This is a genomic window from Nonlabens ulvanivorans (genome assembly GCF_000732625.1).
GTDB lineage: Bacteria > Bacteroidota > Bacteroidia > Flavobacteriales > Flavobacteriaceae > Nonlabens > Nonlabens ulvanivorans.
The window spans coordinates 39467-63358 of sequence record NZ_JPJI01000004.1; the positions used below are offsets into that span (position 1 = coordinate 39467).

Here is a 23892-nt window from a genome sequence, read left to right on the forward strand (position 1 = left end):
ATTTTTATGCGTTTTATTGTAATTACGCTTTCGCGAAAGCGTAGTTATCAAAAGCACCTTAACACCTATGAACACTATAATGAAAACGTATATACTTTTAATTATTGCATTAATCACTTTTCCTGTTGTAATTCAGGCAAATACGCCTTTAGATTCTACCATTGTAAGTAGTAAAAAGTTCACTATAGTACTAGATGCTGGTCATGGTGGAAATGATCCAGGAAAGAAAGTAGGAAGCGTAAATGAAAAGGATATCGCTCTCAAAGTGGTTAAGAAAATAGGCGCTTTACTAAATAAAAACCCTGATATTAAAGTTGTTTATACACGTACTACAGATAAGTTTTTAGAATTACATGAACGTGCATCTATTGCAAATAAGGCAAAAGCCGATCTTTTTGTGTCTGTACATTGTAATGCTGCGGCAAATAAAAGTGCCAAAGGAAACGAAACATGGGTGCTAGGCCTGCATCGCAGTGATGATAATCTAGAAGTAGTTCAAAGAGAGAACTCTGTAATTCTATTAGAAGATAATTATGAAGAGAAGTATGCAGGATTTGATCCTAATGACCCTTCGTCATTTGCAGCAAGCCTTTTAACACAAGAAGATTTTTTAGATAACAGTATAGAAATGGCTGCAAATGTGCAGACCAAATTTGAAGAAGCTTTAAAAAGAAAAAATCGTGGTGTAAAACAAGCTGGATTTGCAGTGTTACGATTATCCTACATGCCTAGTGTTTTAATTGAAACTGGGTTTATAACAAATACCGAAGAGCGTAATTTCTTAAATAGTAATGCGGGACAAGATAAAGTAGCACAGTCTATTTTTAAGGCTATTCTTAATTATCAAAAAAATAGGGACATCAATAACTTTGAGGTAGAGCCTGTTGATATTGAAGAAGGTAACGGGTCTCAAATTATTGCTCCTAAGGAAAGCGTTGAAAAGGCATCTATCGTTTACATGGTTCAAATTGCTGCAAGTTCTAATGAAGTAGCTGCAAAATCTTATAATTTTAAAAAGCTTCCTGAAATCTCTAGAGAGAAATCAGGCGGTATTTATCGATATTATACTGGTAAATTAAGCAATCTTGAAGCTGCAGTCGAGCTTAAAAAACGCGCCAATAACGCAGGATATGATGGCGCTTTTATAGTCGTTGTAGAGAATGGTGTGACCAGACGTTTATAATGTATTGCTAAATATGTTGAGAATAGGCTACAAAATAGGTAGCTTTATTTAAATTTGTCAAAAACACCGTATCTGTGAAATTATCCAAAGAAGTTAAAGTAGGTATTCTTACCGTAGTAGCGATAGCGCTGTTTATTTTTGGTTACTCGTATTTGAAAGGTAGTAATCTTTTAGAGGATAATAGAGTCTATTATGCTGTATACGATAATGTTGAAGGACTTACTAAGTCTGCTCCTGTAACTATTAATGGTTTAAGAGTAGGTAATATAGACGATATTAAATTTTTAGATGATAGTGGTAGGCTTATTGTAAAATTTCATGTGAATGGAGAATTCTCTTTTTCATCTGAAAGTACAGCTAGTGTTTACAGTACTAGTCTTATAGGAGGGAAAGCTCTGGCTATCGTTCCTAATTTTGAATCTACCGCCATTGTCGCAAAATCTGGAGACACCTTAAAGTCTAAACTAGATAAAGGTTTACAAGGTGAAGTTATGGATCAATTTATTCCTTTAAAAGATAAGATTGAACATATGGTAGTAAGTGCAGATAGTGTGCTAGTTGCGGTTAATAAAACTCTTAATCCTGATGCTAGAGCTGCGATTACTTCCTCATTAGAAGAGCTTAATAAGACACTTGTAGAATTTAAGGCTTTATCTCGCAATGCAAATACATTGTTAGCAGATAATAAAGAAAGTCTAGGGAGAACTATTAAGAACCTAGATGTCACAACAGAGAATTTTGCTAAAATATCTGATACTCTTGCACAAGTAGAAATAGCTGGTACAGTAAAACAGTTAGAGGAAACGATAGGGAAATTTAATACTGTACTTGATAAAGTAAGTAATGGAGAAGGCTCGTTAGGGAAGTTAATGACCGACGACAAACTTTATACAAATTTGGAAAGAGCAACAGAACAAGCAGCAGACTTGTTGCAGGATATGAAGCTTAATCCTAAACGTTATGTCCATTTCTCTGTCTTTGGAAAGAGACCAGGACCATACGAAGAACCAGAAGACCCAACTAAATAATTTTTATACATGGAATACATTCCACAAATCATTTTTGCCCTTTTATTAATCGCTGGTGTAGGTTACTTTACAAGTAACATTCGCAAGATGATACGCAATATCAAGCTAGGTAGAGAAGTTGATCGCTCAGATAACAAAAAAGAACGATGGGCCCAAATGGCACGTATCGCTTTAGGGCAATCCAAAATGGTACGCAGGCCTATTGCTGGTTTCTTACATGTTGTTGTATATGTAGGTTTTGTGATTATCAATATAGAAGTCCTAGAAATTATTATTGATGGACTTTTTGGTACACACCGCATATTTGCACCTTACCTAGGTGGTGTTTATGATTTTCTGATCGGTACGTTTGAAATACTAGCTTTATTAGTATTAGTAACTGTTGTCGTTTTTTGGATAAGAAGAAATGCAATGAACATCAAACGATTCACTATGGGTGAGTTAAAAGGATGGCCTAAAAATGATGCCAACTACATTCTATATTTTGAAGTTGTATTAATGAGTTTATTTTTAATAATGAACGCAACAGATTTTATCCTTCAAACTAGAGGCGTGGAAGGTTATGCTCATGCAGGCGAGATATTTGGATCGTTTCCAGTTTCTCAATTTGTAGCAGTGTTTTTTGAAAACATGGCTGATACTACTCTTATCGTTATAGAAAGAGCGGCATGGTGGATTCACATCGTTGGGATTCTTATTTTTTTAAACTATTTATATTGGTCTAAGCATTTACACATCATGCTTGCTTTCCCTAATGTTTATTTTGCAAAATTAACTCCTAAAGGAAAGTTTACAAATATGGAAGCTGTGACTGCTGAGGTGAAACTGATGATGGATCCAGATGCTGATCCATTTGCTGCGCCAGATCCTGCCGCGATGGATGAAGATCCAGCCTCATTAGGAGCTAGCGATATTTTTGACCTTGATCAAGTCCAGCTATTAAACGCATACACTTGTACAGAATGTGGTCGTTGTACCTCAGAATGTCCGGCAAATATTACTGGTAAAAAATTAAGTCCACGTGCCATAATGATGAAGACACGTGATCGACTAGAGGAAGTAGGATCTGTTATTAATAAAGAAGGTGAATGGAAAGATGATGGGAAAAAGCTATTAAATGATCATATCACAACAGAAGAGTTATGGGCATGTACAACATGTAATGCTTGTGTTGAAGCTTGTCCTATTGGTATTGATCCATTAAGTATCATCATGGATATGAGAAGATATCTAGTACTAGAAAATAGTGCTGCACCTACAGATTTAAATAATGCTTTAACAAATATTGAAAATAACGGTGCACCATGGCCATATAACCAAATGGATCGATTAAACTGGGCAGACGAATTATAGTATGAAAGAAAAAAACGAATACCTAGAAGCAAAAAATGATGATGGTTCTTTAGCGAGTCCTGTATTACCAGAAGGCGTTAAGAATTATTTAATCGATATTGATGGAACTATTACTGATGATGTGCCTAATGAAGAACCTGAACGCATGGCAACTTGCGCTCCTTTTCCAGACGCATTAAAAACGCTTAATGAGTGGTTTGATGCAGGTCACGTGATTTGTTTTTTCACCTCTAGAACAGAAGAACATAGAGAGGTAACAGAAGTATGGTTAAAAAAGCATGGTTTTAAATACCATAGTTTATTGATGGGTAAACCTAGAGGTGGTAACTATCATTGGATCGATAATCATATGGTACGTGCGACTAGATATAAAGGTAAATTTACGCATCTAGTAGAGCAAGAAGTAACAATAGAAGTGTTTAAAAAATAGAAAGATGATGATTTTGCTTTTGCGAAAGCATAGTAAAGATATCTCAACATAACAATTATGAGTGAATTGATAAAAGTACCTACAGCAGCAGAGTTTATAGCTCAAGGAAAAACTCCAGAAGTTTTATTTTGGGTAGGATGTAGTGGAAGTTTTGATGACCGTTCAAAGAAGATTACAAAAGCGTTTGTAAAGTTATTGAATAAAGCTGGTGTTGAATTTGCCGTTTTAGGAGCAGAAGAAAGCTGTACAGGTGATCCAGCAAAAAGAGCTGGAAATGAATTCCTATTTCAAATGCAGGCCATGATGAACATTGAGGTTCTTAATGGTTATGAAATTAAAAAAATAGTGACGGCATGTCCTCATTGCTTTAATACACTTAAAAATGAATATCCTGAATTAGGTGGTAATTATGAAGTTATCCACCATACCTCATTCTTAAAAGATCTTATAGCAAACGGTAAATTAACTATATCTGGCGGGAAATTTAAAGGCAAAAAAATCACTTATCACGATCCGTGTTATTTAGGACGTGCAAACGAGATTTATGAAGCACCAAGAGAACTTATAGAAAAATTAGACGCAGCACTAGTAGAAATGAAGCGCAGTAAGCGCAACGGTTTGTGTTGTGGAGCTGGTGGAGCCCAAATGTTTAAAGAACCAGAACCAGGTAATAAAGATATTAATATTGAGCGCACAGATGAAGCACTAGATACAGGTGCAGATATTATAGCAGCTGCCTGCCCTTTCTGTAACACAATGATGAGCGATGGAATCAAAGCGGCAGAGAAAGAAGGTAATGTGGAGGTTTTAGACATTGCAGAGATGATTGCAAGTGCCGAAGATCTTTAAAATGAACAATAACGAGCCCGATAAAATTCCATGGAAAAATCGAATAGTTCTAGGCTTATTTTCTGGTTTAGTCTATGCAGGAATCATGGCGGCATTTGATTATGCCAGTGATTTACCTTTTCATGAAGTAAAGTTCGTTTTTAGTACATTAATTTTTGGAACATTTATGGCCATTGCTACTCGGTGGATGGTGAAAAAAAAGAAAAAGTAAAACCTGATGAAATTTAAAATTACACTCGTACTATTTTTGGTTACTTTAGTTTCTAATGCACAAAAGTTAGAAGAAGAAGTGCTAGATAAATTATCTAACAGTATATGTTCACATCTAAAAGAACAAGGTGATATAGATAACTTAACCAGTGTTGAAGCCTTGAAGGTCTTCACAGAGAGTATGTTTAAAGCATATGCTACTGATCCAGAGTATTATAAAGAAAATGGATTGGACTTTACTGCTGGTGATGAGGTGCTCGAGGCATATGGAGAACAATTAGGGATGCATATGGTAGTTAATTGCCCGTCATCTATATCATTATTCCTGTCCATGGCAGGTGATGAAGATTTTGAAGAAATGGGTTATACCTCAGAAAGTGTTCCAATGACTTTTACCTTGACAGGTAAGGTTGTAGATTTTTCTAATGAACAATTTTATACCATTAATATAAAAGATGAGACCGGAAGAGTACGTAAGTTCCTCTGGTTAGAATATGTAGAAAATGATCACTTGTTAGAAATAGCAATGAAAAAAAAGAAGAAGTACACCTTTACTTATGTAGAAAAAAACATGTATGATCTTAGGATACAGGAATATAGAAACATGTTAGTACTCACTAAAATAGAAGAATAACTATGCACGCAAATTTTAAAGATTTACCAGAAGAAGCTAGAGTGTGGATCTATCAAGCAAATAGACCATTTACAACAGATGAGCTTAATGAATTAAAGCCTCAAATGGATAACTTTTTACAGCAATGGACAGCTCATGGTAAGGATTTAAAAGCTGGTGTAGAGTATCCATATAATAGGTTTATTGTAATAGGATTAGATCAAACTACAGCTGGGGCAACTGGTTGTTCTATAGATGCTAGTGTACGTTTTATACAATCGATAGAAAAATCTTTTAGGATTGATCTTATGGATAAAATGAATGTCACTTTTAAAAATGGTCAATATGTGGCGCATAAAGAATTAAGCGACTTTAAAAAAATGGCCAAAGCAAAGTCTGTTTCTCCTAACACAATCGTTTTTAACAACCTTGTGACTAATGTAGGTGAGTACCGTGAGCATTGGGAAGTTCCTGCAAGTGAGAGCTGGCATTCACGCTTTTTCTAGTTGATAAGCTAGTTTAAAAGTCCGCTATTATTTTCTCTTTATTAACTTAAGATGAAGCGTTAAGTCTTTATCTTGTTGCTTTAGGAACGGTTCTTGAAACCTTTTCCTTAAATGCTATTGTACATTATGAATAGGACACTTTTACAAAGTTTGATTTTGATATTCGCTTTCGCGAAAGCGTATACCTCACAAGCTCAATTCTCTTCTCATGACCCTTTAATTACCAATGATTCTATTGCCCAAATAAAATGGGTTGATAGTGTTTATAACAGTTTGAATCAACGTGAAAAAGTTGGTCAATTGTTTATGGTTGATCTTTTTTCAAATAAAGGAAAAGCCCATGTTGCTGCGGTTAGAAAATTAGTTAAAGAACAAAAAATAGGAGGAATTATTTTTTCTAAAGGTGGACCTCTTCAACAAGCTCATTTAACAAATGAGCTACAAGCCAAGTCTAAAACACCAATGCTTATTGCAATGGATGCAGAATGGGGCTTGAGTATGCGATTAGACAGTACATATGCTTTTCCGTGGAATATGACACTAGGAGCAACACCTAGCACACGATCTAGTTATGATGTAGGTAGACGTATAGGGCAACATTGCAAGAGATTAGGAGTACATATCAATTTTGCACCGGATGTTGATATAAATACAAATCCAGATAACCCGATTATAGGTAATCGTAGCTTTGGTGAGGATATGTATAACGTGACAGATAAATCACAAGCATTTATGAAAGGTATGCAGAGTACAGGAACTTTGGCCTGTGCTAAGCATTTTCCTGGACATGGAGATACAGATCAAGATAGCCATAAAACATTGCCTACTGTGGATTTCAGTGCAGAGCGTATCGATAGTGTAGAGCTGTATCCATATCGTAAACTTTTTAAAGAAGGAATGGCCAGCGTTATGGTTGCGCATTTAAATATACCTAGTTTAGAACCTAGACCAGGTTACCCAACCAGTATAAGTGAGAAAGTAGTTACAGATTTATTAAAAAATAGAATGGGTTTTAAAGGTCTTATTTTTACAGATGCTTTAAATATGAAAGGAGCGTCTAATTTTAGTGAGCCTGGACAGATAGATTTACAAGCTTTTAAGGCAGGTAATGATGTGCTGCTTATTTCTGAAAATGTCCCTAAGGCAATTGATAAAATTATTGCATCATGGAATAGTGGAGAAATTACTGATAAGCGCATAGAGCATTCAGTTAAAAAGATTTTAAAGGCTAAATATGTATCTGGTTTACACAAATATCGTCCTATAAGTACTTTTAATCTTATTAATGATTTAAATACAGAGAGTGATGACGTAGTGTATGAAAGAGCTATTTCTGAAGCGGTAACTGTCTTGCGTAATAAAGATTCCATTTTACCACTAAAAAATCTAGAACTTAAAAAAATTGCATATGTTGAATTAGGCGATGATAGTGGAGCTATTTTTCTTAAGGAATTAAATAAATACTCAAAAGTTACACAAGTAAAAGCAACTCAACTAAATGAGTTACTTAGAAAACTAGAATCCTACAATACAGTTATTGTTGGTTTGCATCGCAGCAATGAAAGCCCTTGGAAAGGTTATCAATTGAAATCCACACAATTGACATGGTTGTATGAAATAGCAAGAACGCATGAAGTTATTTTTGATGCATTTGTTAGACCTTATATGCTTGCACAGCTCAATACCATTGAAAATTTTGAGGGTATCTTAATGAGTTATCAAAACAGTGAATGGAGTCAGAAGGTTAGTGCTCAAATTATCTTTGGAGCTAGACCAGCGGTAGGAAGATTGCCTGTGACCGCAGGTAGCCAGTTTCAAGTAGGTGATGGTGTAGATACACCTTACCTGCGTCGTCTAGCTTATGGCAATACGCCTAGCAGTGTAGGCTTAGATACTTATAAACTTTCTAAGATTGATAGTATTGCAAACCATACCGTTAATAGTTTAGGTGCTCCAGGTATGCAGATATTAGTTGCCCGTCGTGGTAAAGTTGTTTATCAGAAAAATTTTGGATTTCATACTTATTCCAAAGAGCTTGCTGTTAAGGATGAAGATGTTTATGATATAGCCTCGTTAACTAAAATTATGGGGACCTTACCACTAGTCATGGAGCTTGAAGAAAATGGTGTTATAGATTTAGAAGATTCAATTGGTACTTTAATTCCTGCGCTATCTACTACAAATAAAAAGGACATTACAATTAAATCTATGCTGTCACATTATGCAAGATTACAGGCATGGATTCCTTTTTATAGATATACTTTAGATAGTATAACATCTAGACCGATGTCACAATATTATAGTAGTTCAAAGTCATCAGTTTATAATGTAGAGGTAGCACAGAATTTATTTACAAATAGAATTATACAGGATACTATATTCAATAGAATTGCAAATAGTGAACTGAGAAGCCGTCAGGAGTATAAATATAGTGACCTGCCATACTACTTGCTTAAAAAATATATGGAGGATAGGTCTAAAAAAACTTTACATGAATTAACTACTAATCATTTTTATAAAAGAATGGGAATGAATTATATGGGTTATTTACCATTACAACGTTTTTCTAAAGATGAAATAGTGCCTACTGAAAATGATATGGCATATCGAGGTCAGTTAATACATGGTTTTGTACATGACCAAGGCGCAGCAATGCAAGGTGGGATAGGTGGTCACGCTGGATTATTCTCTAATGCAAATGATGTTGCAAAAATGATGCAAATGTATTTGCAAAATGGTAGCTATGGAGATGTTACTTATTTTAAACCAGAAACAATATCTAAATTTAATACCTGCTATTATTGTGATCAAGAAGTGAGACGTGGTGTAGGGTTTGATAAACCACAATTAGATGAAGTTGGTCCTACCTGTGGTTGTGTTAGTATGACTAGCTTTGGTCATAGTGGTTTTACAGGAGCCTATACTTGGGCAGATCCAGACTCGGAAATAGTATATGTGTTTTTGTCAAATCGTATTTTCCCTAGTGCAGAGAATAGATTTCTTCTATCTGAAAATATAAGAACTAATATCCAGCAAATCATTTATGATGCAATAATTGATTAGTTTTAGTAACCAATTATAAAATAAATTTAAATGAAAATTGCAATAGTATGTTATCCTACCTATGGTGGTAGTGGAGTAGTGGCAACCATGTTAGGGACTGCTCTTGCTCAACGAGGACATGAGATTCATTTTGTGACTTATAAACAACCAGTAAGACTAGAACTACTTGCAAAAAATATTTTCTTTCATGAAGTTAATGTAGAAGAATATCCATTATTCCATTATCAACCATACGATCTTGCTTTATCTAGTAAACTCGTTAATGTCGTGCAAGAATATGATATAGAGTTATTGCACGTGCATTATGCCATTCCACATGCATATGCCGGTTATATGGCGCAACAAATGTTGAAGGATTTAGGTATAAAATTACCTATGGTGACTACCTTGCATGGAACAGATATTACATTGGTAGGTAACCATCCTGTCTATAAACCTAGTGTAACCTTTAGTATCAACAACAGTGATGTGGTCACGTCAGTTTCTGACAGTCTTAAAAGAGATACTTTAGATTTATTTGACATAACAAAGCATATTGATGTAGTACCTAACTTCATTGATATGTCTAATTATAAAACAGAGTTTACAGATTGCGACCGAACAGTGATGGCTTTTCCAGAAGAGCGTATTATCACTCATGTAAGTAATATGAGACCTGTAAAACGTATCATGGATGTGGTAAAGATCTTTGAGAAGATTCAAGAAAAAATTCCTGCTATTTTAATTATGGTAGGAGATGGACCAGAACGTTTTGAAGCAGAGGAATATGCCAAATCTAAGAAGTTGCAATTGCAAATTAAATGGGTAGGAAATAGTACTGAGATAGATCGTATTTTATGTTTTACAGATTTATTTTTACTGCCATCTGAGAAAGAAAGTTTTGGGCTAGCGGCTCTAGAAGCAATGGCAAATAAAACTCCTGTTATATCATCAAACACTGGTGGTTTACCAGAGGTTAACGAAGATGGAGTCACAGGTTTTACGAGCAATGTAGGCGATATTGATGAAATGGCACAAAAGGCTATTCATATTTTAGAAGAAGATGAGAGACTATTAAAGTTTAAAAACAACGCTTTCGCGAAAGCAAAAGAATTTGACATTCAGTTAATAATACCACAATATGAAAAATTATATAAAAACGTTCTCTCTGTTGTTTCTAGCAATAAGTAGTTTAACTTTAACTACAGGCTGTGGAGGCAAAAAAATGGATACACCAGAAAAAACATTTGGGCTTACTTCTTACTACGATGTCATGCTAGAAGGCAACAATAGTAATCATGAAAATCAAGAGGCTATTATAGTAGAATCTGAAGAAGCCATGCAAGAGATGATGGCGCAAATCAATAGTACTCGCAAACCAGGTTTAAAAATACCTAGCGTTAATTTTAAAAAAGAGGCCTTAATCTTTGCTTATGGAGGTCAGAAATCAACAGGTGGATTCTCTGTCGAAGTTACTGAGGTGCGCAATGAGAAGAGTTTATTACATTTTAACTTTGAGCTCATTAAAGCAGATGGTGACATGGCCACTATGAGTATAACAACACCATTCAAGATTATAAAGGTGGAACGTGATGATAAAAAAATAACGGCTTCTTTTTAAGAAGCCGTTATCGGTTATTGTTATTTAGATATTTCTTAGAACTGATATCTCAAACCTAATGCGATGTCTAGATCATTACCATCTCTAAAATCTCCAAAATAAAATTCTGGCCTTACATCGAGCGATATCAATAAAGGAATATCAAAATTGTATTCTATCCCAACTTGCGCTGCTCCAAAAAGAAATGTTTCAGAATCATCGTCAAAATTACCTCTTCCCGGAAAATCGTCATCTAGACTTACTGTTCCTAAACCACCACCAGCACCTGCATACCAGTTAAAGCCACCTTCAATATTCCAAATCCACTGGTATAAACCTGTTGCTTTAAATCCGTCAAAGTTGTCTCCATCTTCATAACCTAGGTCGATTTCAAGTCTATTGTTATCACTTAAGGCTCTTTGGTAAGATATTTCAGTACCAAAACCATCACCATCACCAGCTCTTATACCTATTGCGTTTTCAGATACTGTTTGAGCATTTGTCATAAATGCTGTGCTAAATGCAATTCCTAGAATCAAAAGTGTTTTTTTCATAATTATTTATTTTGATTCAAATTTACAATGGTTGCTTTGTTGAATGTTTTATATTTTGTTAATTATTATGAGAATACCTTAAAATTTTAAGATTACCCTTCGAATTCAAAATCATCACCATCACCACCACCATTACTACGACTGTTTTTCTTCTTTTGATTAAATCTATATACAAAACTTAAGTTCACTTGTCTTTCTCTCCATTGAAACTCGCTATCTGTTATAAAATCGTCGGTTATTGTAGTGCTTTGTCTCTTACGACTATTAAATAAATCGCTAACGTTTAAGGATATAGTCGCGTCATCACCCATGATATCTTTACTAGCTGCAAGATTCATAGTGAAAATTCCGTCATTAGTACTTTGTGCGTTCTCTGATGCGCCTCGATAATTTAATCTAGTTTGTAAATCGATACCAGAAGGAATACTAAATTTTTGATTTAATCTAGCAAAGTAAGAAGTATTCTCATTATCAAAATTAGTCCCGTTAAAATCACCATCTGTAGTTGCATGGAATAAATTGAAGTCAGTATTTATAGTCCACCATTTAAAAGGTCTATAGGTAAGTGTTAGTTCATACCCTATACGTTCTTGCGTAGATAGGTTTACTGGTGTACGTCTGATGATAGGGTCTCCATTATCTGTTATCTCACCTGTATCTTCTTGTATGAATTCCCAGTTATCATCACTACGGTTGTAATATATAGAAGTGCTTAAGGTTACTTTTTTCCATCTTCTTAAATATCCTAAATCTAAAGAGTTTGTAAAAGTAGGATCTAAATCTACATTACCTTGAAACACATTAGATTCACTAGATCTACTAGGGAAAGGGTTTAAGAAACGACCACGTGGTCTTCTTACACGTCTATTGTATCCTAAAGTAATATTTTCACCATCTTGGATTTCATAACCTAAGTTAAGAGTAGGGAAGAGGCTGCTATAATCTTTCTTCTCTTCAGTATCAACTGTTTCTTGTCTTATGGTTACGTTGGTTTGCTCAAACCTTAAACCAGCAAGGAATGAGAATTTACCATATTCTTTACCGTATTGACCATAAACAGCATTTACTAATTCTTCATAATCAAAGGTATTATTAAGACCAGCATCTGGCACAAGAGGACCAGTAGGGAAAGTTAATTGTTCTTCTAAGTAAAAGGAGTTACTAATATCGCGGTAATTTCCTCTATAACCAGCCTCAAATTGAGTATCTTCTCCTATAGGTAATACATAGTCAAATTGTGCCGTGGCATTTTGCTCATCTTCCTCACTTAGTGTTCTCTCCACATCATTAATCGTATTTGTGGTTGTTTCAGTCTCTAAGATATTTGCATTTTGATCTTCCACTGACGTTGAGTATTGAATACTAGCTGTAATCTTCTGGCCGTTATCATCAAGATCATTTTTGTAATCTAATGAATACTGTATTCGCGTATCATCTTCTGATTCTGCTTCAGTACGAGAGGTAGCTTCATTTAGGTTACCATTTGCGTCTAAACGGTCAATAATGTTAGTGTTTAAATCATCGTCATTACCTAAACGATAAACAATGTTTGCTACAATACTAGATTGATCATTAATAAAATACTCTGCACCTAAACTGGTAAAAAAGTTTCGACCTAATCGATCAAATACGCGCTCTTCATTCACAAAACTGTTTTGAGCTGTAGGTGATAAATATTCTGTGCTTGTGGTACTATTACCTGGTGTTTCTCTGTATCTAAAACCTGTATTTGTAAATAAGTTCCATTTCTCACTACGTAAGTTACCATTAAATGATAATCCTAACTGTGGATTATAACCGGTGTCTAATTGCATAGAACCATTAAAGCCTAAAAGCTTATTTTTTCTAAGAATAATATTCAATATACCTGCTGTACCTTCTGCATCATAACGTGCGCTTGGAGAAGTAATTACCTCTATCTTCTCAATTGCGTCAGATGGAATTTGTCTTAAAGCTTCGGCTCCATTAAAACCAACGAGCGCACTAGGTCTTCCGTCGATTAAAATAGTTACATTGTCATTTCCTCTTAGGGCTACATTACCTTCTACATCTACAGATACTGATGGTACATTGTCTAATACGTCACTGGCGCTACCACCGCGTACAGTTAAATCTTTACCTATATTATATATTTTTTTATCTAATCGTATATCAACAGTCGTTTTCTCTGCAATAACAATTGCTGCATCTAATTCTGCAACATCAATTTCAAGTTCTATTGTACCATAATCCTTATCGGCAGTTAGAACTTCTGCTTTTTTAATTAAGGTCTTAAATGTGATGTATTCCCACTTCACATCATAAGTTCCAGGAGTTACTTGAATATTGTATTTTCCATCGATGTCAGTTATTCCACCTTGAGGAGTTGATCCTGGTTCAGTGCTTAGTAAAGATACGGTTGCAAATTCTAGAGGGCTTTTAGTAGACTGATCAACTAGAGTACCAGAAATGGTTATCATACCATCGGAATCTGGTTTTTGTGCTATCGCAAGAATAGGAAGGATTAAAATTGCGAGAAATAAGTATTGTAGTTTCATTGTAGTTAATTTAGTTTCTACTAGGACTACAAATCTATCAGACGGTTTAAGCCGTCATTACTAAAGTTAAGTTAACTTAATGTTGGTTTTTTTTACAAATTTAAATTGACTATTTACACTTAACTACCATGTGACTAGGCTTATAACTCATCGGACGGTTTTTCTTGACCACTTTCCATTAAGAAGGCTTTAAGAAACGCATCGATATCACCGTTCATAACGGCATCAACATTACCGGTTTCGTGACCAGTTCTCACATCTTTAACTAACTTATAAGGATGCATTACATAATTACGTATTTGCGAGCCCCATTCTATCTTCATCTTTCCAGATTCTATCTCATCTCTCGCGGCATTACGTTTTTGTAGCTCAATTTCAAAAAGTTGAGATTTCAACATTTGCATTGCTTTTTCACGATTTTCTAATTGAGATCTGGTTTCCGAATTATGAATAACGATACCAGATGGATGGTGCGTCAGTATTGCTTTAGTCTCTACTTTGTTAACGTTTTGTCCACCAGCACCACTTGATCTTGCAAAATCCCATTTAATATCTGCTGGATTGATATCTATTTCTATAGTATCATCTGCAAGAGGATAAACGTAAACAGAGGCAAATGAAGTGTGACGTTTTGCATTAGAATCAAATGGAGATATACGTACTAATCGATGTACACCGTTTTCTCCTTTTAACCACCCAAAACTATAATCGCCCTCAATTTCTAAGGTTACCGTTTTAATACCTGCAACATCACCAGCTTGAAAATTGAGCTCTTTTACTTTATAATTATTTTTTTGCGCCCACATCATGTACATTCTCATCAACATCTCTGCCCAGTCGCAGGATTCTGTTCCACCAGCGCCAGCAGTTATTTGTAAAACAGCACTCATGTCATCACCTTCATTAGAAAGCATATTTTTAAACTCTAACTTTTCTGTGATGTCAATCGCGGCATTATATTTAACCATGACTTCTTCTTCAGTAGCGTCACCTTCTTTAAAGAATTCATAAAGAACTTCTGCATCTTCGGCTAGAGTTGTGGCAGTGTCATAATCTGTAGTCCATTGTTTCTTATTACGCAATTCTTTCATGATCAGTTCTGCGGCCTTTGCGTCATTCCAGAAGTCAGGAGAAAAAGTCTTCTCTTCAAGATTAGTAATCTCGATTTCCTTAGCATCTATTTGTAGATAATCTTTTAAAGCGATAACACGTTCTTGTAACGTTTTGAGCTGATCTGTTGTGATCATATATGGACTATGTTTAATTACAAAAATAGGATTATTATCTGTCTTCTCAGCTATAGCAATAGGTCTATAATATATGAGAACTTACTAGGATGATATGTATGGCAGTTGTTATTTTTATCTCGCTTTCGCGGAAGCGTAATTAATACAGACATGAAAATAGATTTAAGGAGTGATACAGTAACAAAACCTACTGCTGCCATGATGCAGGCTATAATAAATGCTAATGTGGGCGATGACGTTTATAAGGAAGATCCAACAGTGAACCTGCTAGAGCAACGTATTGCAGAAATGTTTGGTATGGAAACAGCTTTATACTTTCCTACAGGTAGTATGGCAAATCAGGCAGCTATAAAGCTACATACGCAACCTGGTGAGCAATTGATATGTGATAAGTATGCTCATGTTTATAATTATGAAGGTGGTGGTGTTTCATTTAATAGCGGTGTTTCTTGTAAATTGGTTGATGGTCATCGCGGTATGATTACCGCCCAGCAGGTAGAGGATCATATTAATCCGCCAGATTTTTATCATAGTCCTTTAACGACATTAGTATGTTTAGAAAACACTACAAATAAAGGTGGAGGCGCTTGTTATTCCCTAGATACTTTTAGAGAGATAAAAGCAGTAACAGATAAACATCAACTGGGACTACATCTAGATGGTGCACGTTTATGGAATGCACTGGTTGCCACCAATCAAGATCCTAAGTCGTATGGTGAGATCTTTGACACGATATCTGTATGCTTATCTAAAGGAATGGGAGCACCTATGGGAACTGTTTTAATAGGGGAAAATGAAATAATGAAAAATGCCATAAGAGTACGTAAGGTTCTAGGTGGTGGAATGAGACAAGTAGGGTTTATGGCAGCGGCAGGATTACATGCATTAGATCATCATTTCCCACTATTAAAAGAAGATCATAATAGGGCAAAGCAGCTAGCGATTGCTTTATCTGAAATGAGTGCTGTTACCAAGGTGGAACCTGTAGAAACCAACATTGTTATTTTTAATGTGAATAATGAAGATGCCTTCACAAAATACCTTGATAAGCATCAAATTATTTATAGTGATATGGGGCATGGAAAATTAAGATTAGTTACCCATTATGATTACACTGCAGAAATGCATGAACAAATGTTGGCTGTTTTAAGAAAATTTTAATATATTTATAGTTGTAGAGTCCTGTTTTTATGTAGTTGGTCGATGATAGTGGTCATTTTAACAAACTGTTGTCATTTAGTAGAGAAAATATTCTAGTAAAACTTCTTATTGACTGACCTTTGCAACTCAAATTAATTATTAAAACAAATTAACACCTCAAAAATGAAAAGACTAATACTTTCTTTAGTAGCTGTAGCTACTGCGACTGTAGGTTTTGCACAAGACTTACCTTCTAATCCAGAGCCAGGAAAATGTTACGTTCGTTGTACTACACCAGATGTGTATGAAAATGAAACTGTATCAATACAATCTACACCTTCTTATAAGAAGTTAAGTGTTGTACCTGCAACTTATGAAACTGTAACTGAAAGAGTTCTTGTAAAAGAAGCTTCTAAGCAATTACGTGTTATACCTGCAACTTATAAGACTGAAACTCGTACTTATGTAAAGAAACAAGCAGGATCTACTATTACTATTTCTCCAGCTTCTTTTGGTAAGTCAACTGAAACTATTGAAATTAAGCCGGCTTATGCACAATGGGAAATGAGTTCTGTACCACCAGCAGAGTGTACTTCTTCTAACCCAGATGACTGTCGTTACTGGTGTTATAAAGGTTACCCAGCTGAGTATACTACAGTTTCTGTAACTACTCTTGCAAATGACGCTAGCTTTAACAGAGTACCTGTAGCTGAGCAATCAGGTACTTATACTGTACGTGTAGTTGATCAACCAGCACGTGTTGAAGAAATTGATATCCCTGCAGAATATGCTAACATCACTCGTACTATCCTTAAGTCTGATGCTGCTACTACAGAGTCTGTAGTTCCTTCAACTCAACAAACTATTACTCGTGAGAAGTTAGTTTCTAAAGGTGGTCTTACTGTATGGTCTGAGGTTGATTGTGCTCTTGTTGAAGAGAACAACCTTCAAATCAACTGGGCAACTGGAAGTTCTACATTAACTTCAGCTGATAAAGCTGAGATCGATGCAAAGTTACTTTCTGTTCTTAACAACACTCCAGGTTCTAAAGTAGAAGTTGCTTCACATACAGATTCTAGAGGTTCTAAGACTTCTAACCAAGCTTTATCTGAAAGACGTGCACAGTCTGTTGCTAACTACTTAATCTCTAAAGGTATCAACAACTCTCGTATCGTTGCAAATGGTTATGGTGAAAACCGTCTTAAAAACCGTTGTGCTGATGGAGTTTCTTGTACTGAGCGTGAGCACAAAGCAAACCGTCGTACTACATTCCGTTTAATCAACAACTAATCATTGATTAGTAGTCGATAGACTATCAAGTATAAAAAAATCCCGTCTAGTAAACTAGACGGGATTTTTGCTTTTACAATGTTTTATAATTCCGCGGCGATGTTACATCGTTTATATTGTGATTAATATTATTTAAACATGTCCATACCAGGGATATTAGGCATTCCGTCCTTTGCAACCGCTGCTACTTCATTTTCATAAATGCCTTCTGCTTTATCTAAAGCTTTATTAAGTATTAAAATCAGATAATCTTCTAACTGTTCTTTATCTTCTAATAACGCATCATCAATATGAATACTTTTAATGATACGACTTGCTGTAACGGTTACATTTAGTAAATCATCAGATGATTTTTCATCGACAAGAACGGTATCCATTCTTTTCTTTGTCTCTTCAACTTTTTGCTGGGTTTCTTTAAGTTTCCCCATCATACCCATCATATCTCCAAACATAATTTATAAGTTTTAATTGTTTGCAACAAAATTATAACATCCGTTAAACCTCACCTAAATAAGAGGTCTGTTTTATATATTGCAACGTTTTTTAATAAGCACGAATGAAAGAGCATCAAGCACCGATTGCAAAAAAAATACCTCACGTACACGAGGCTCATGGACATCAACGAATCGATAATTACCACTGGATGACACAACGAGATGCTCCAGAAGTAATTAATTATCTTAATCAAGAGAACGATTATTATGAAAAGATGACAGCTCATACTAAACAGTTGAAGGTTGATCTATTTGAAGAAATTAAAAGTCGCATTAATGAGGATGATGAATCAGTTCCTTATTTCTGGAATGGTTACTGGTATTACACTAAAATGAAAAAAGGAGAAAGTTATCCTTTTTACTATCGTAAAAAAGAATCTCTTTCTAATAAAGAAGAGCTGCTTTTTAATGTAAACGAGATGGCAATCGGTCATGAGTTTTTTCAATTAACTGGTATGAGTGTATCGCCAGATAATACAATGGTTTCTTATGGTGTAGATACTGTAGGAAGACGTCAATACACCATTTATATTAAAGACCTGCAAACTCATAAAGTTATGCCTCAGGCATTAGAGTTAACTACCGGTGGTGCTGTTTGGGATGCAAATAATAACACACTATTTTTTGTTAGAAAAGATGAACAAACTCTAAGAGCAAATCAGATTTTTAAATATAAATTGGGTGCTCATCCAGATACAGCCACTATTGTCTATCAAGAGGATGATGAGATTTACAATTGTTATGTATATAAATCAAAGTCTAGAGAATACATCATGATTAAATCATCATCAACATTAACTGATGAAGTAAGATTTATAAAAGCAAATCAACCTGATAGTGAATTTAAAGTAGTACAACCTCGTACAGACCAAATTGAATATAGTGTACTACATTACGGTGATCATTTTTATATAATGACTAATAAAGATGATGCGACCAACTTTAAAATAATGAAGACTGAGGTTACTAAACCTGAAATGGAGAATTGGGTAGATGTAATTCCTCATCAGTCAGATGTACTTCTAGAAGATTTTGAAATTTTTAAAAAATACCTTGTAATATCTGATCGTTTTAATGGTCTCAATAGAATCCGTATTAAATCGTGGGATGATACCGTAGATTACTTTCTGCCTTTTGATAATGAAACTTATACCGCATTCACTGGAGGTAATTATGATTTTGATACTGTAAAATTAAGATATCAATATAATTCATTAACCACGCCACCTTCTGTTATTGAATTTGACATGGATAGTAGGGAAGAAGAAGTACTTAAAATTCAAAAGGTACAAGACCCTAAGTTTACACCTGATGATTACACATCAGAACGAGTTTGGGCAACGGCCGCCGATGGTGTTAAAGTTCCAATAAGCCTTGTCTATAAAAAAAGTCTAAAGAGGAGTTCTGGTAACCCTTTACTATTATATGGTTATGGTAGTTATGGATCGACAATAGATCCTTACTTTTCAATCTCTAGATTAAGTTTATTAGATCGTGGTTTTATATATGCTATTGCACACATACGTGGAAGTGAGTATTTAGGTAGGCCATGGTATGAAGACGGTAAAATGTTTGCAAAACGCAATACTTTTACTGATTTTATTGCGTGTAGTGAACACCTTATTAATAACAACTTCACATCGCCATCACATTTATACGCAAGTGGTGGTTCTGCTGGTGGTTTATTAATGGGTGCCATTATGAATATGGCTCCACAATTATATAACGGTATTCTAAGCGCTGTTCCATTTGTAGATGTGGTCACAACGATGCTCGATGACTCCATTCCATTAACTACTGGAGAATATGATGAATGGGGAAATCCCAACCATAAAGATAGCTATGAATACATGTTGAGTTACTCACCATATGATCAAGTGGCTAAACATGATTACCCTAACGTACTTATCACAACCGGTTATCACGATTCACAAGTTCAGTATTGGGAACCTGCAAAATGGGTTGCAAGGTTAAGAGAACTTAAAACAGATAACAATTTATTGTTATTTAAAACAGACATGACTAGCGGTCATAGCGGTGCTTCTGGAAGATATGATGCTTTAAAAGAGGTGGCGATAGACTATGCATTTTTGCTAGATTTAGAACAAATAGAAAGCTAGCAAAATTTTATGTAAATTTGCCAAGTTTTTGGAATGTTCTGAACGTTCAAAAAATTAAACCCTATTTATGAATAAAGACATAAAAGCTTACGATAGTGTGCTAGATCTTATAGGTGATACTCCACTTATTAAACTATCAACTACAACAGCTCATTATACTGGAGAATTTTTTGCAAAAGTAGAAGCATTCAATCCAGGTCACTCCTCAAAGGATCGAATAGCTCTTCATATCATTGAAGAAGCAGAACGTAAAGGAATATTAAAACCAGGCGATACTATAATTGAAACTACCTCTGGTAATACAGGTTTTAGTATAGCCATGGTAAGTCGCATTAAAGGATATGATTGTATTCTTGCTGTAAGTTCTAAATCAAGTGCAGATAAAATTGACATGCTCAAATCAATGGGAGCAAAAGTTTATGTATGTCCTGCACATGTTAGTGCTGATGATCCTCGCAGTTATTACGAGGTCGCTAAGCGTCTACATGAAGAGATTAAAAATAGCATATACATCAATCAATATTTCAATGAACTTAATATAGAAGCTCATTATAGAAGTACAGGTCCTGAAATTTGGGAACAAACTGGCGGACAGATTACGCACCTAGTAGCCTGTAGTGGTACTGGTGGTACGATATCTGGTACCGCACGTTTTCTTAAAGAGCAAAACCCTGATATCGAGATTTTAGGAGTTGATGCTTATGGTAGTGTTCTTAAAAAATACCACGAAACTAAAGAATTTGACTCAGAAGAGATTTATCCATATCGTATTGAAGGTCTAGGTAAAAATTTAATTCCTACCGCAACAGATTTTGACAACATCGATTACTTTGTAAAAGTTAAAGATGAAGATGCAGCACATATGGCTCGTAAAATATCTCAAACCGAAGGCCTTTTTGTTGGGTATACTAGTGGTGCAGCAATGCAGGCAGTAAAACTTCTCAATGACGAAGGGCGATTTGATGAGAACTCTAAAGTAGTCATCATTTTTCCTGATCATGGCTCACGTTATATGAGTAAAATTTATAATGATCAGTGGATGCAGGATCAAGGCTTTTTTGACTCTAAATCGACGGCTACAGAGCAGCATATAGAGTACATTAAGTAATCTTAATATTTTTTTCACATAACATAAGCCACTGTCTTTTAATAAGATAGTGGCTTTTTTTTATGCTTCGCGAAAGCGTAAAAACTAACACATGTTAACTATCTATTTATCAACAGTTTATTGTTATAAACTTATTTCCTATGCATGCATAATGAATGGTCAATTTGCGTTTAGAATTGTATCTTTGCATGTTTAAAATATTCTTATGAAGGATTTATTTGATAAAATATACAAGGATAAAGGACCATTGGGTAAATGGGCTTCTGTGGCCGAAGGTTATTTTGTGTTTCCAAAGCTAGAAGGTCCGATTGCAAATCGTATGCAGTTTAAAGGTAGAGAAGTAATTACCTGGAGTGTGAACGATTACCTAGGGTTAGCAAATCATCCTGAAGTACGTAAAGTAGATGCAGAGGCTGGTGCTCAATTTGGTAGTGCTTATCCTATGGGTGCTCGTATGATGAGTGGTCATACAGATTTACATGAACAATTACAAAATGAGCTAGCTGCATTTGTACAAAAAGAAGCAGCTTATTTATTGAACTTTGGTTACCAAGGTATGGTGTCTACGGTAGATGCATTAGTGTCTAAAGATGATGTTATTGTATATGATGTGGATGCACATGCTTGTATCATAGATGGTGTTAGATTACACCATGGTAAGCGTTTTACCTATAAGCACAATGATATTGAAAGTATAGAAAAGAATTTACAACGTGCTACTAAAATTGCAGAACAAACTGGTGGTGGAATTCTTGTGATTTCTGAAGGTGTATTCGGTATGCGAGGTGAGCAAGGTCGCTTAAAAGAAATTGTTGCCCTTAAGAAAAAGTATAATTTCCGTTTATTTGTTGACGATGCACATGGTTTTGGTACCTTAGGTAAAACTGGTGCTGGAGCAGGAGAAGAGCAAGGAGTACAAGATGAAATTGATGTTTATTTTGCAACTTTTGCAAAGTCTCTAGCGAGTACAGGTGCTTTTATAGCAGCAGATAAAGAGATTATTGATTACTTAAAGTATAATTTAAGATCTCAGATGTTTGCAAAATCATTACAATCACAATTGGTTGTAGGTGCTTTAAAGCGTTTAGATATGTTACGTACCATGCCAGAACTTAAAGAAAAGTTATGGGTAAATGTTAACGCACTACAAAACGGATTAAAAGAAAGAGGTTTTGACATAGGGACAACACAATCTTGTGTGACTCCAGTTTATCTTAAAGGTAGTATTCCAGAGGCTATGGCACTGGTTAAGGATTTAAGGGAAAACTTTGGTGTTTTCTGTTCCATAGTGGTGTATCCTGTAATACCTAAAGGATTGATCTTATTAAGACTGATACCTACGGCATCGCATACGTTAGAAGATGTTAATGAAACACTAGATGCATTCTCTGCTATACGTGATCGATTAGAAGGTGGTATTTATAAAAGGTTAAGTGCTTCAGTAGCTGCTGCATTTGAATAAATAGATAATTTTACGCTTGTGCGAAAAAATATTATAAAAAAAGCTCTAGGAAACTAGAGCTTTTTTTGTTGTTTAAAATGACATTACTTTGATATACATTTTTAATTCATGAATATCAGAAAGGTTAATAAATAATCTTAAACTGCAAAAATTTTTAAGATGTGATTCAACTTACTACTCTTTAAACAATACAGCCTTTTGCATTACAGAAAGAGGATAGTTTTTTACAATGGCACTTTCTTCATTACCTGTCATAGACGTATCTTGAACACGAGCCATGGTAATCATAAATTCCATATAATCATCGTGAAATACTTCTGTACAGTTTAATAGGTTGCCCATTACCTCATAGGTGCTGAACAAAGTTTGATCTGCATATGCCGTTTCTAATACAATTCCATTATTCTCATCAACTAGGTATAGATTAGGATTATGTGTCTTTTTTAAATTATAAGCTCTTTCAGATCGCTCTTCACCATAGAAGATTTTATATTGATAGTTCAAACTGTCAGTCGTTTCTAATAAGTGAAACTCCATAGGTATGGATTCCTTACCTCTACTAGTGGTAATGTTGAGTTTACCTTTATAAGCACCTAGAAAATCTTGCGGAAATATTTTGTCGGTAGATAGTATGTTCTTATTGGCGGTTAATTGCGATTCTACATTATCGTTATAGACAGTGGTGCTAGTCTCTTGCGCTTCTTTACAGCCAACGCTAGAAATTAAAAGTAGTAAAAGGAGTAGTTGTTTCATGCCATAAAAATAGGTATAAATGAGGAAATCCCGAGTTGTCGCAATGACTTCTCAGGATTTCCTACTAACCAACCAAAAAACTTTATGAATGTAAATTACTCTAATAATTACCTTCATCTATTATATGACAAATTGCGTGCCAAACTATTATGCATGCATAGTTAATTTATAAACTGACAAGTCTATAAAAGAAGAATTCTCAAGAGCATAATGCACCTTGAGAATTCTCACTAACCAACCAAAAACTTTATGAAAGAAACTACTCTTACATTTTCTCTTTCAATTATAACAATTCAATTTGTGTGCCATAAATGGTAAAACTGAATTTACATTTTATAATATGTTAGTCTATGACGAGAGCGGTACCTTACAG

Annotated in this window: 21 protein-coding genes; 16 read left to right on the forward strand and 5 right to left on the reverse strand. The window is 34.9% G+C overall.

Annotated features, from left to right (window positions below):
- Positions 1–79 precede the first annotated feature (79 nt).
- The 11 genes from IL45_RS00510 to IL45_RS00560 all read left to right on the forward strand — a co-directional run bounded on the left by IL45_RS00510 (position 80) and on the right by IL45_RS00560 (position 10835).
- Positions 80–1183 (forward strand): N-acetylmuramoyl-L-alanine amidase, encoded by a 1104-nt coding sequence (locus tag IL45_RS00510; protein ID WP_036579029.1) that lies wholly within the window; start codon positions 80–82, stop codon positions 1181–1183.
- A gap of 74 nt (positions 1184–1257) precedes the next feature.
- On the forward strand, positions 1258–2211 hold the full coding sequence (locus IL45_RS00515; protein ID WP_036579030.1) for an MlaD family protein: 954 nt from the start codon (positions 1258–1260) through the stop codon (positions 2209–2211).
- A 9-nt stretch (positions 2212–2220) separates the two neighbouring features.
- Entirely contained in the window at positions 2221–3564 is a 1344-nt protein-coding gene (locus tag IL45_RS00520) for a (Fe-S)-binding protein (protein WP_036579031.1), read from the forward strand.
- A gap of 1 nt (position 3565) precedes the next feature.
- Positions 3566–3994: an LNS2 domain-containing protein gene (locus IL45_RS00525; RefSeq protein ID WP_036579032.1), complete on the forward strand. Its 429-nt coding sequence runs from the start codon at positions 3566–3568 to the stop codon at positions 3992–3994.
- Positions 3995–4051: 57 nt separating this feature from the next.
- Positions 4052–4843 carry a (Fe-S)-binding protein gene (locus IL45_RS00530; protein ID WP_036579033.1) on the forward strand — a complete coding sequence of 264 codons (792 nt, stop codon included), beginning with the start codon at positions 4052–4054 and terminating at the stop codon, positions 4841–4843.
- A 1-nt stretch (position 4844) separates the two neighbouring features.
- Complete coding sequence (locus tag IL45_RS00535; protein WP_036579034.1) at positions 4845–5054, forward strand: hypothetical protein; 210 nt, start codon at positions 4845–4847, stop codon at positions 5052–5054.
- A 6-nt stretch (positions 5055–5060) separates the two neighbouring features.
- Positions 5061–5687, forward strand: coding sequence for a hypothetical protein (locus IL45_RS00540; RefSeq protein WP_146128692.1), 627 nt, complete (start codon positions 5061–5063; stop codon positions 5685–5687).
- A 2-nt stretch (positions 5688–5689) separates the two neighbouring features.
- Positions 5690–6172, forward strand: coding sequence for a hypothetical protein (locus IL45_RS00545; RefSeq protein ID WP_036579039.1), 483 nt, complete (start codon positions 5690–5692; stop codon positions 6170–6172).
- A 126-nt stretch (positions 6173–6298) separates the two neighbouring features.
- The gene (locus tag IL45_RS00550) at positions 6299–9235 is read left to right on the forward strand and encodes a glycoside hydrolase family 3 N-terminal domain-containing protein (RefSeq protein ID WP_036579040.1); all 2937 of its coding nucleotides are present in this window, start codon (positions 6299–6301) and stop codon (positions 9233–9235) included.
- A gap of 30 nt (positions 9236–9265) precedes the next feature.
- Positions 9266–10405: an N-acetyl-alpha-D-glucosaminyl L-malate synthase BshA gene (gene bshA / locus IL45_RS00555; RefSeq protein WP_036579041.1), complete on the forward strand. Its 1140-nt coding sequence runs from the start codon at positions 9266–9268 to the stop codon at positions 10403–10405.
- 34 nt (positions 10406–10439) lie between these two features.
- A complete protein-coding gene (locus IL45_RS00560; protein ID WP_170062962.1) occupies positions 10440–10835 on the forward strand; it encodes a protease complex subunit PrcB family protein in 396 nt (131 codons plus the stop codon).
- Positions 10836–10870: 35 nt separating this feature from the next.
- On the opposite strand, the gene IL45_RS00565 is transcribed toward IL45_RS00560, so the two are convergent.
- The 3 genes from IL45_RS00565 to prfB form a co-directional block, all read right to left on the reverse strand.
- A complete protein-coding gene (locus tag IL45_RS00565; RefSeq protein WP_036579044.1) occupies positions 10871–11368 on the reverse strand; it encodes a hypothetical protein in 498 nt (165 codons plus the stop codon).
- Between the two features lie 92 nt (positions 11369–11460).
- Complete coding sequence (locus IL45_RS00570) at positions 11461–13905, reverse strand: outer membrane beta-barrel family protein (RefSeq protein ID WP_193741962.1); 2445 nt, start codon at positions 13903–13905, stop codon at positions 11461–11463.
- Positions 13906–14045: 140 nt separating this feature from the next.
- The gene (gene prfB, locus IL45_RS00575) at positions 14046–15152 is read right to left on the reverse strand and encodes a peptide chain release factor 2 (protein ID WP_036579050.1); all 1107 of its coding nucleotides are present in this window, start codon (positions 15150–15152) and stop codon (positions 14046–14048) included.
- Positions 15153–15302: 150 nt separating this feature from the next.
- Here prfB and IL45_RS00580 point away from each other — a divergent pair, with 150 nt between their 5' ends.
- Together IL45_RS00580 and IL45_RS00585 are read left to right on the forward strand one after the other, a co-directional pair.
- A complete protein-coding gene (locus tag IL45_RS00580) occupies positions 15303–16313 on the forward strand; it encodes a threonine aldolase family protein (RefSeq protein ID WP_036579052.1) in 1011 nt (336 codons plus the stop codon).
- A 162-nt stretch (positions 16314–16475) separates the two neighbouring features.
- A complete protein-coding gene (locus tag IL45_RS00585; protein WP_036579053.1) occupies positions 16476–17582 on the forward strand; it encodes an OmpA family protein in 1107 nt (368 codons plus the stop codon).
- Positions 17583–17710: 128 nt separating this feature from the next.
- Here the strand turns inward: IL45_RS00585 and IL45_RS00590 are convergent, their stop codons facing one another.
- Entirely contained in the window at positions 17711–18034 is a 324-nt protein-coding gene (locus IL45_RS00590; RefSeq protein ID WP_036579054.1) for a YbaB/EbfC family nucleoid-associated protein, read from the reverse strand.
- Between the two features lie 104 nt (positions 18035–18138).
- Here IL45_RS00590 and IL45_RS00595 point away from each other — a divergent pair, with 104 nt between their 5' ends.
- From IL45_RS00595 to IL45_RS00605, 3 genes are all read left to right on the forward strand, one after another.
- A complete protein-coding gene (locus IL45_RS00595; protein WP_036579056.1) occupies positions 18139–20196 on the forward strand; it encodes a S9 family peptidase in 2058 nt (685 codons plus the stop codon).
- A gap of 67 nt (positions 20197–20263) precedes the next feature.
- The gene (locus IL45_RS00600) at positions 20264–21304 is read left to right on the forward strand and encodes a PLP-dependent cysteine synthase family protein (RefSeq protein ID WP_036579057.1); all 1041 of its coding nucleotides are present in this window, start codon (positions 20264–20266) and stop codon (positions 21302–21304) included.
- A 205-nt stretch (positions 21305–21509) separates the two neighbouring features.
- Entirely contained in the window at positions 21510–22766 is a 1257-nt protein-coding gene (locus tag IL45_RS00605; protein ID WP_036579059.1) for an aminotransferase class I/II-fold pyridoxal phosphate-dependent enzyme, read from the forward strand.
- Positions 22767–22940: 174 nt separating this feature from the next.
- Here IL45_RS00605 and IL45_RS00610 read toward each other — a convergent pair whose 3' ends face one another.
- Positions 22941–23519 (reverse strand): hypothetical protein, encoded by a 579-nt coding sequence (locus tag IL45_RS00610; protein WP_036579061.1) that lies wholly within the window; start codon positions 23517–23519, stop codon positions 22941–22943.
- Between the last annotated feature and the right edge of the window lie 373 nt (positions 23520–23892).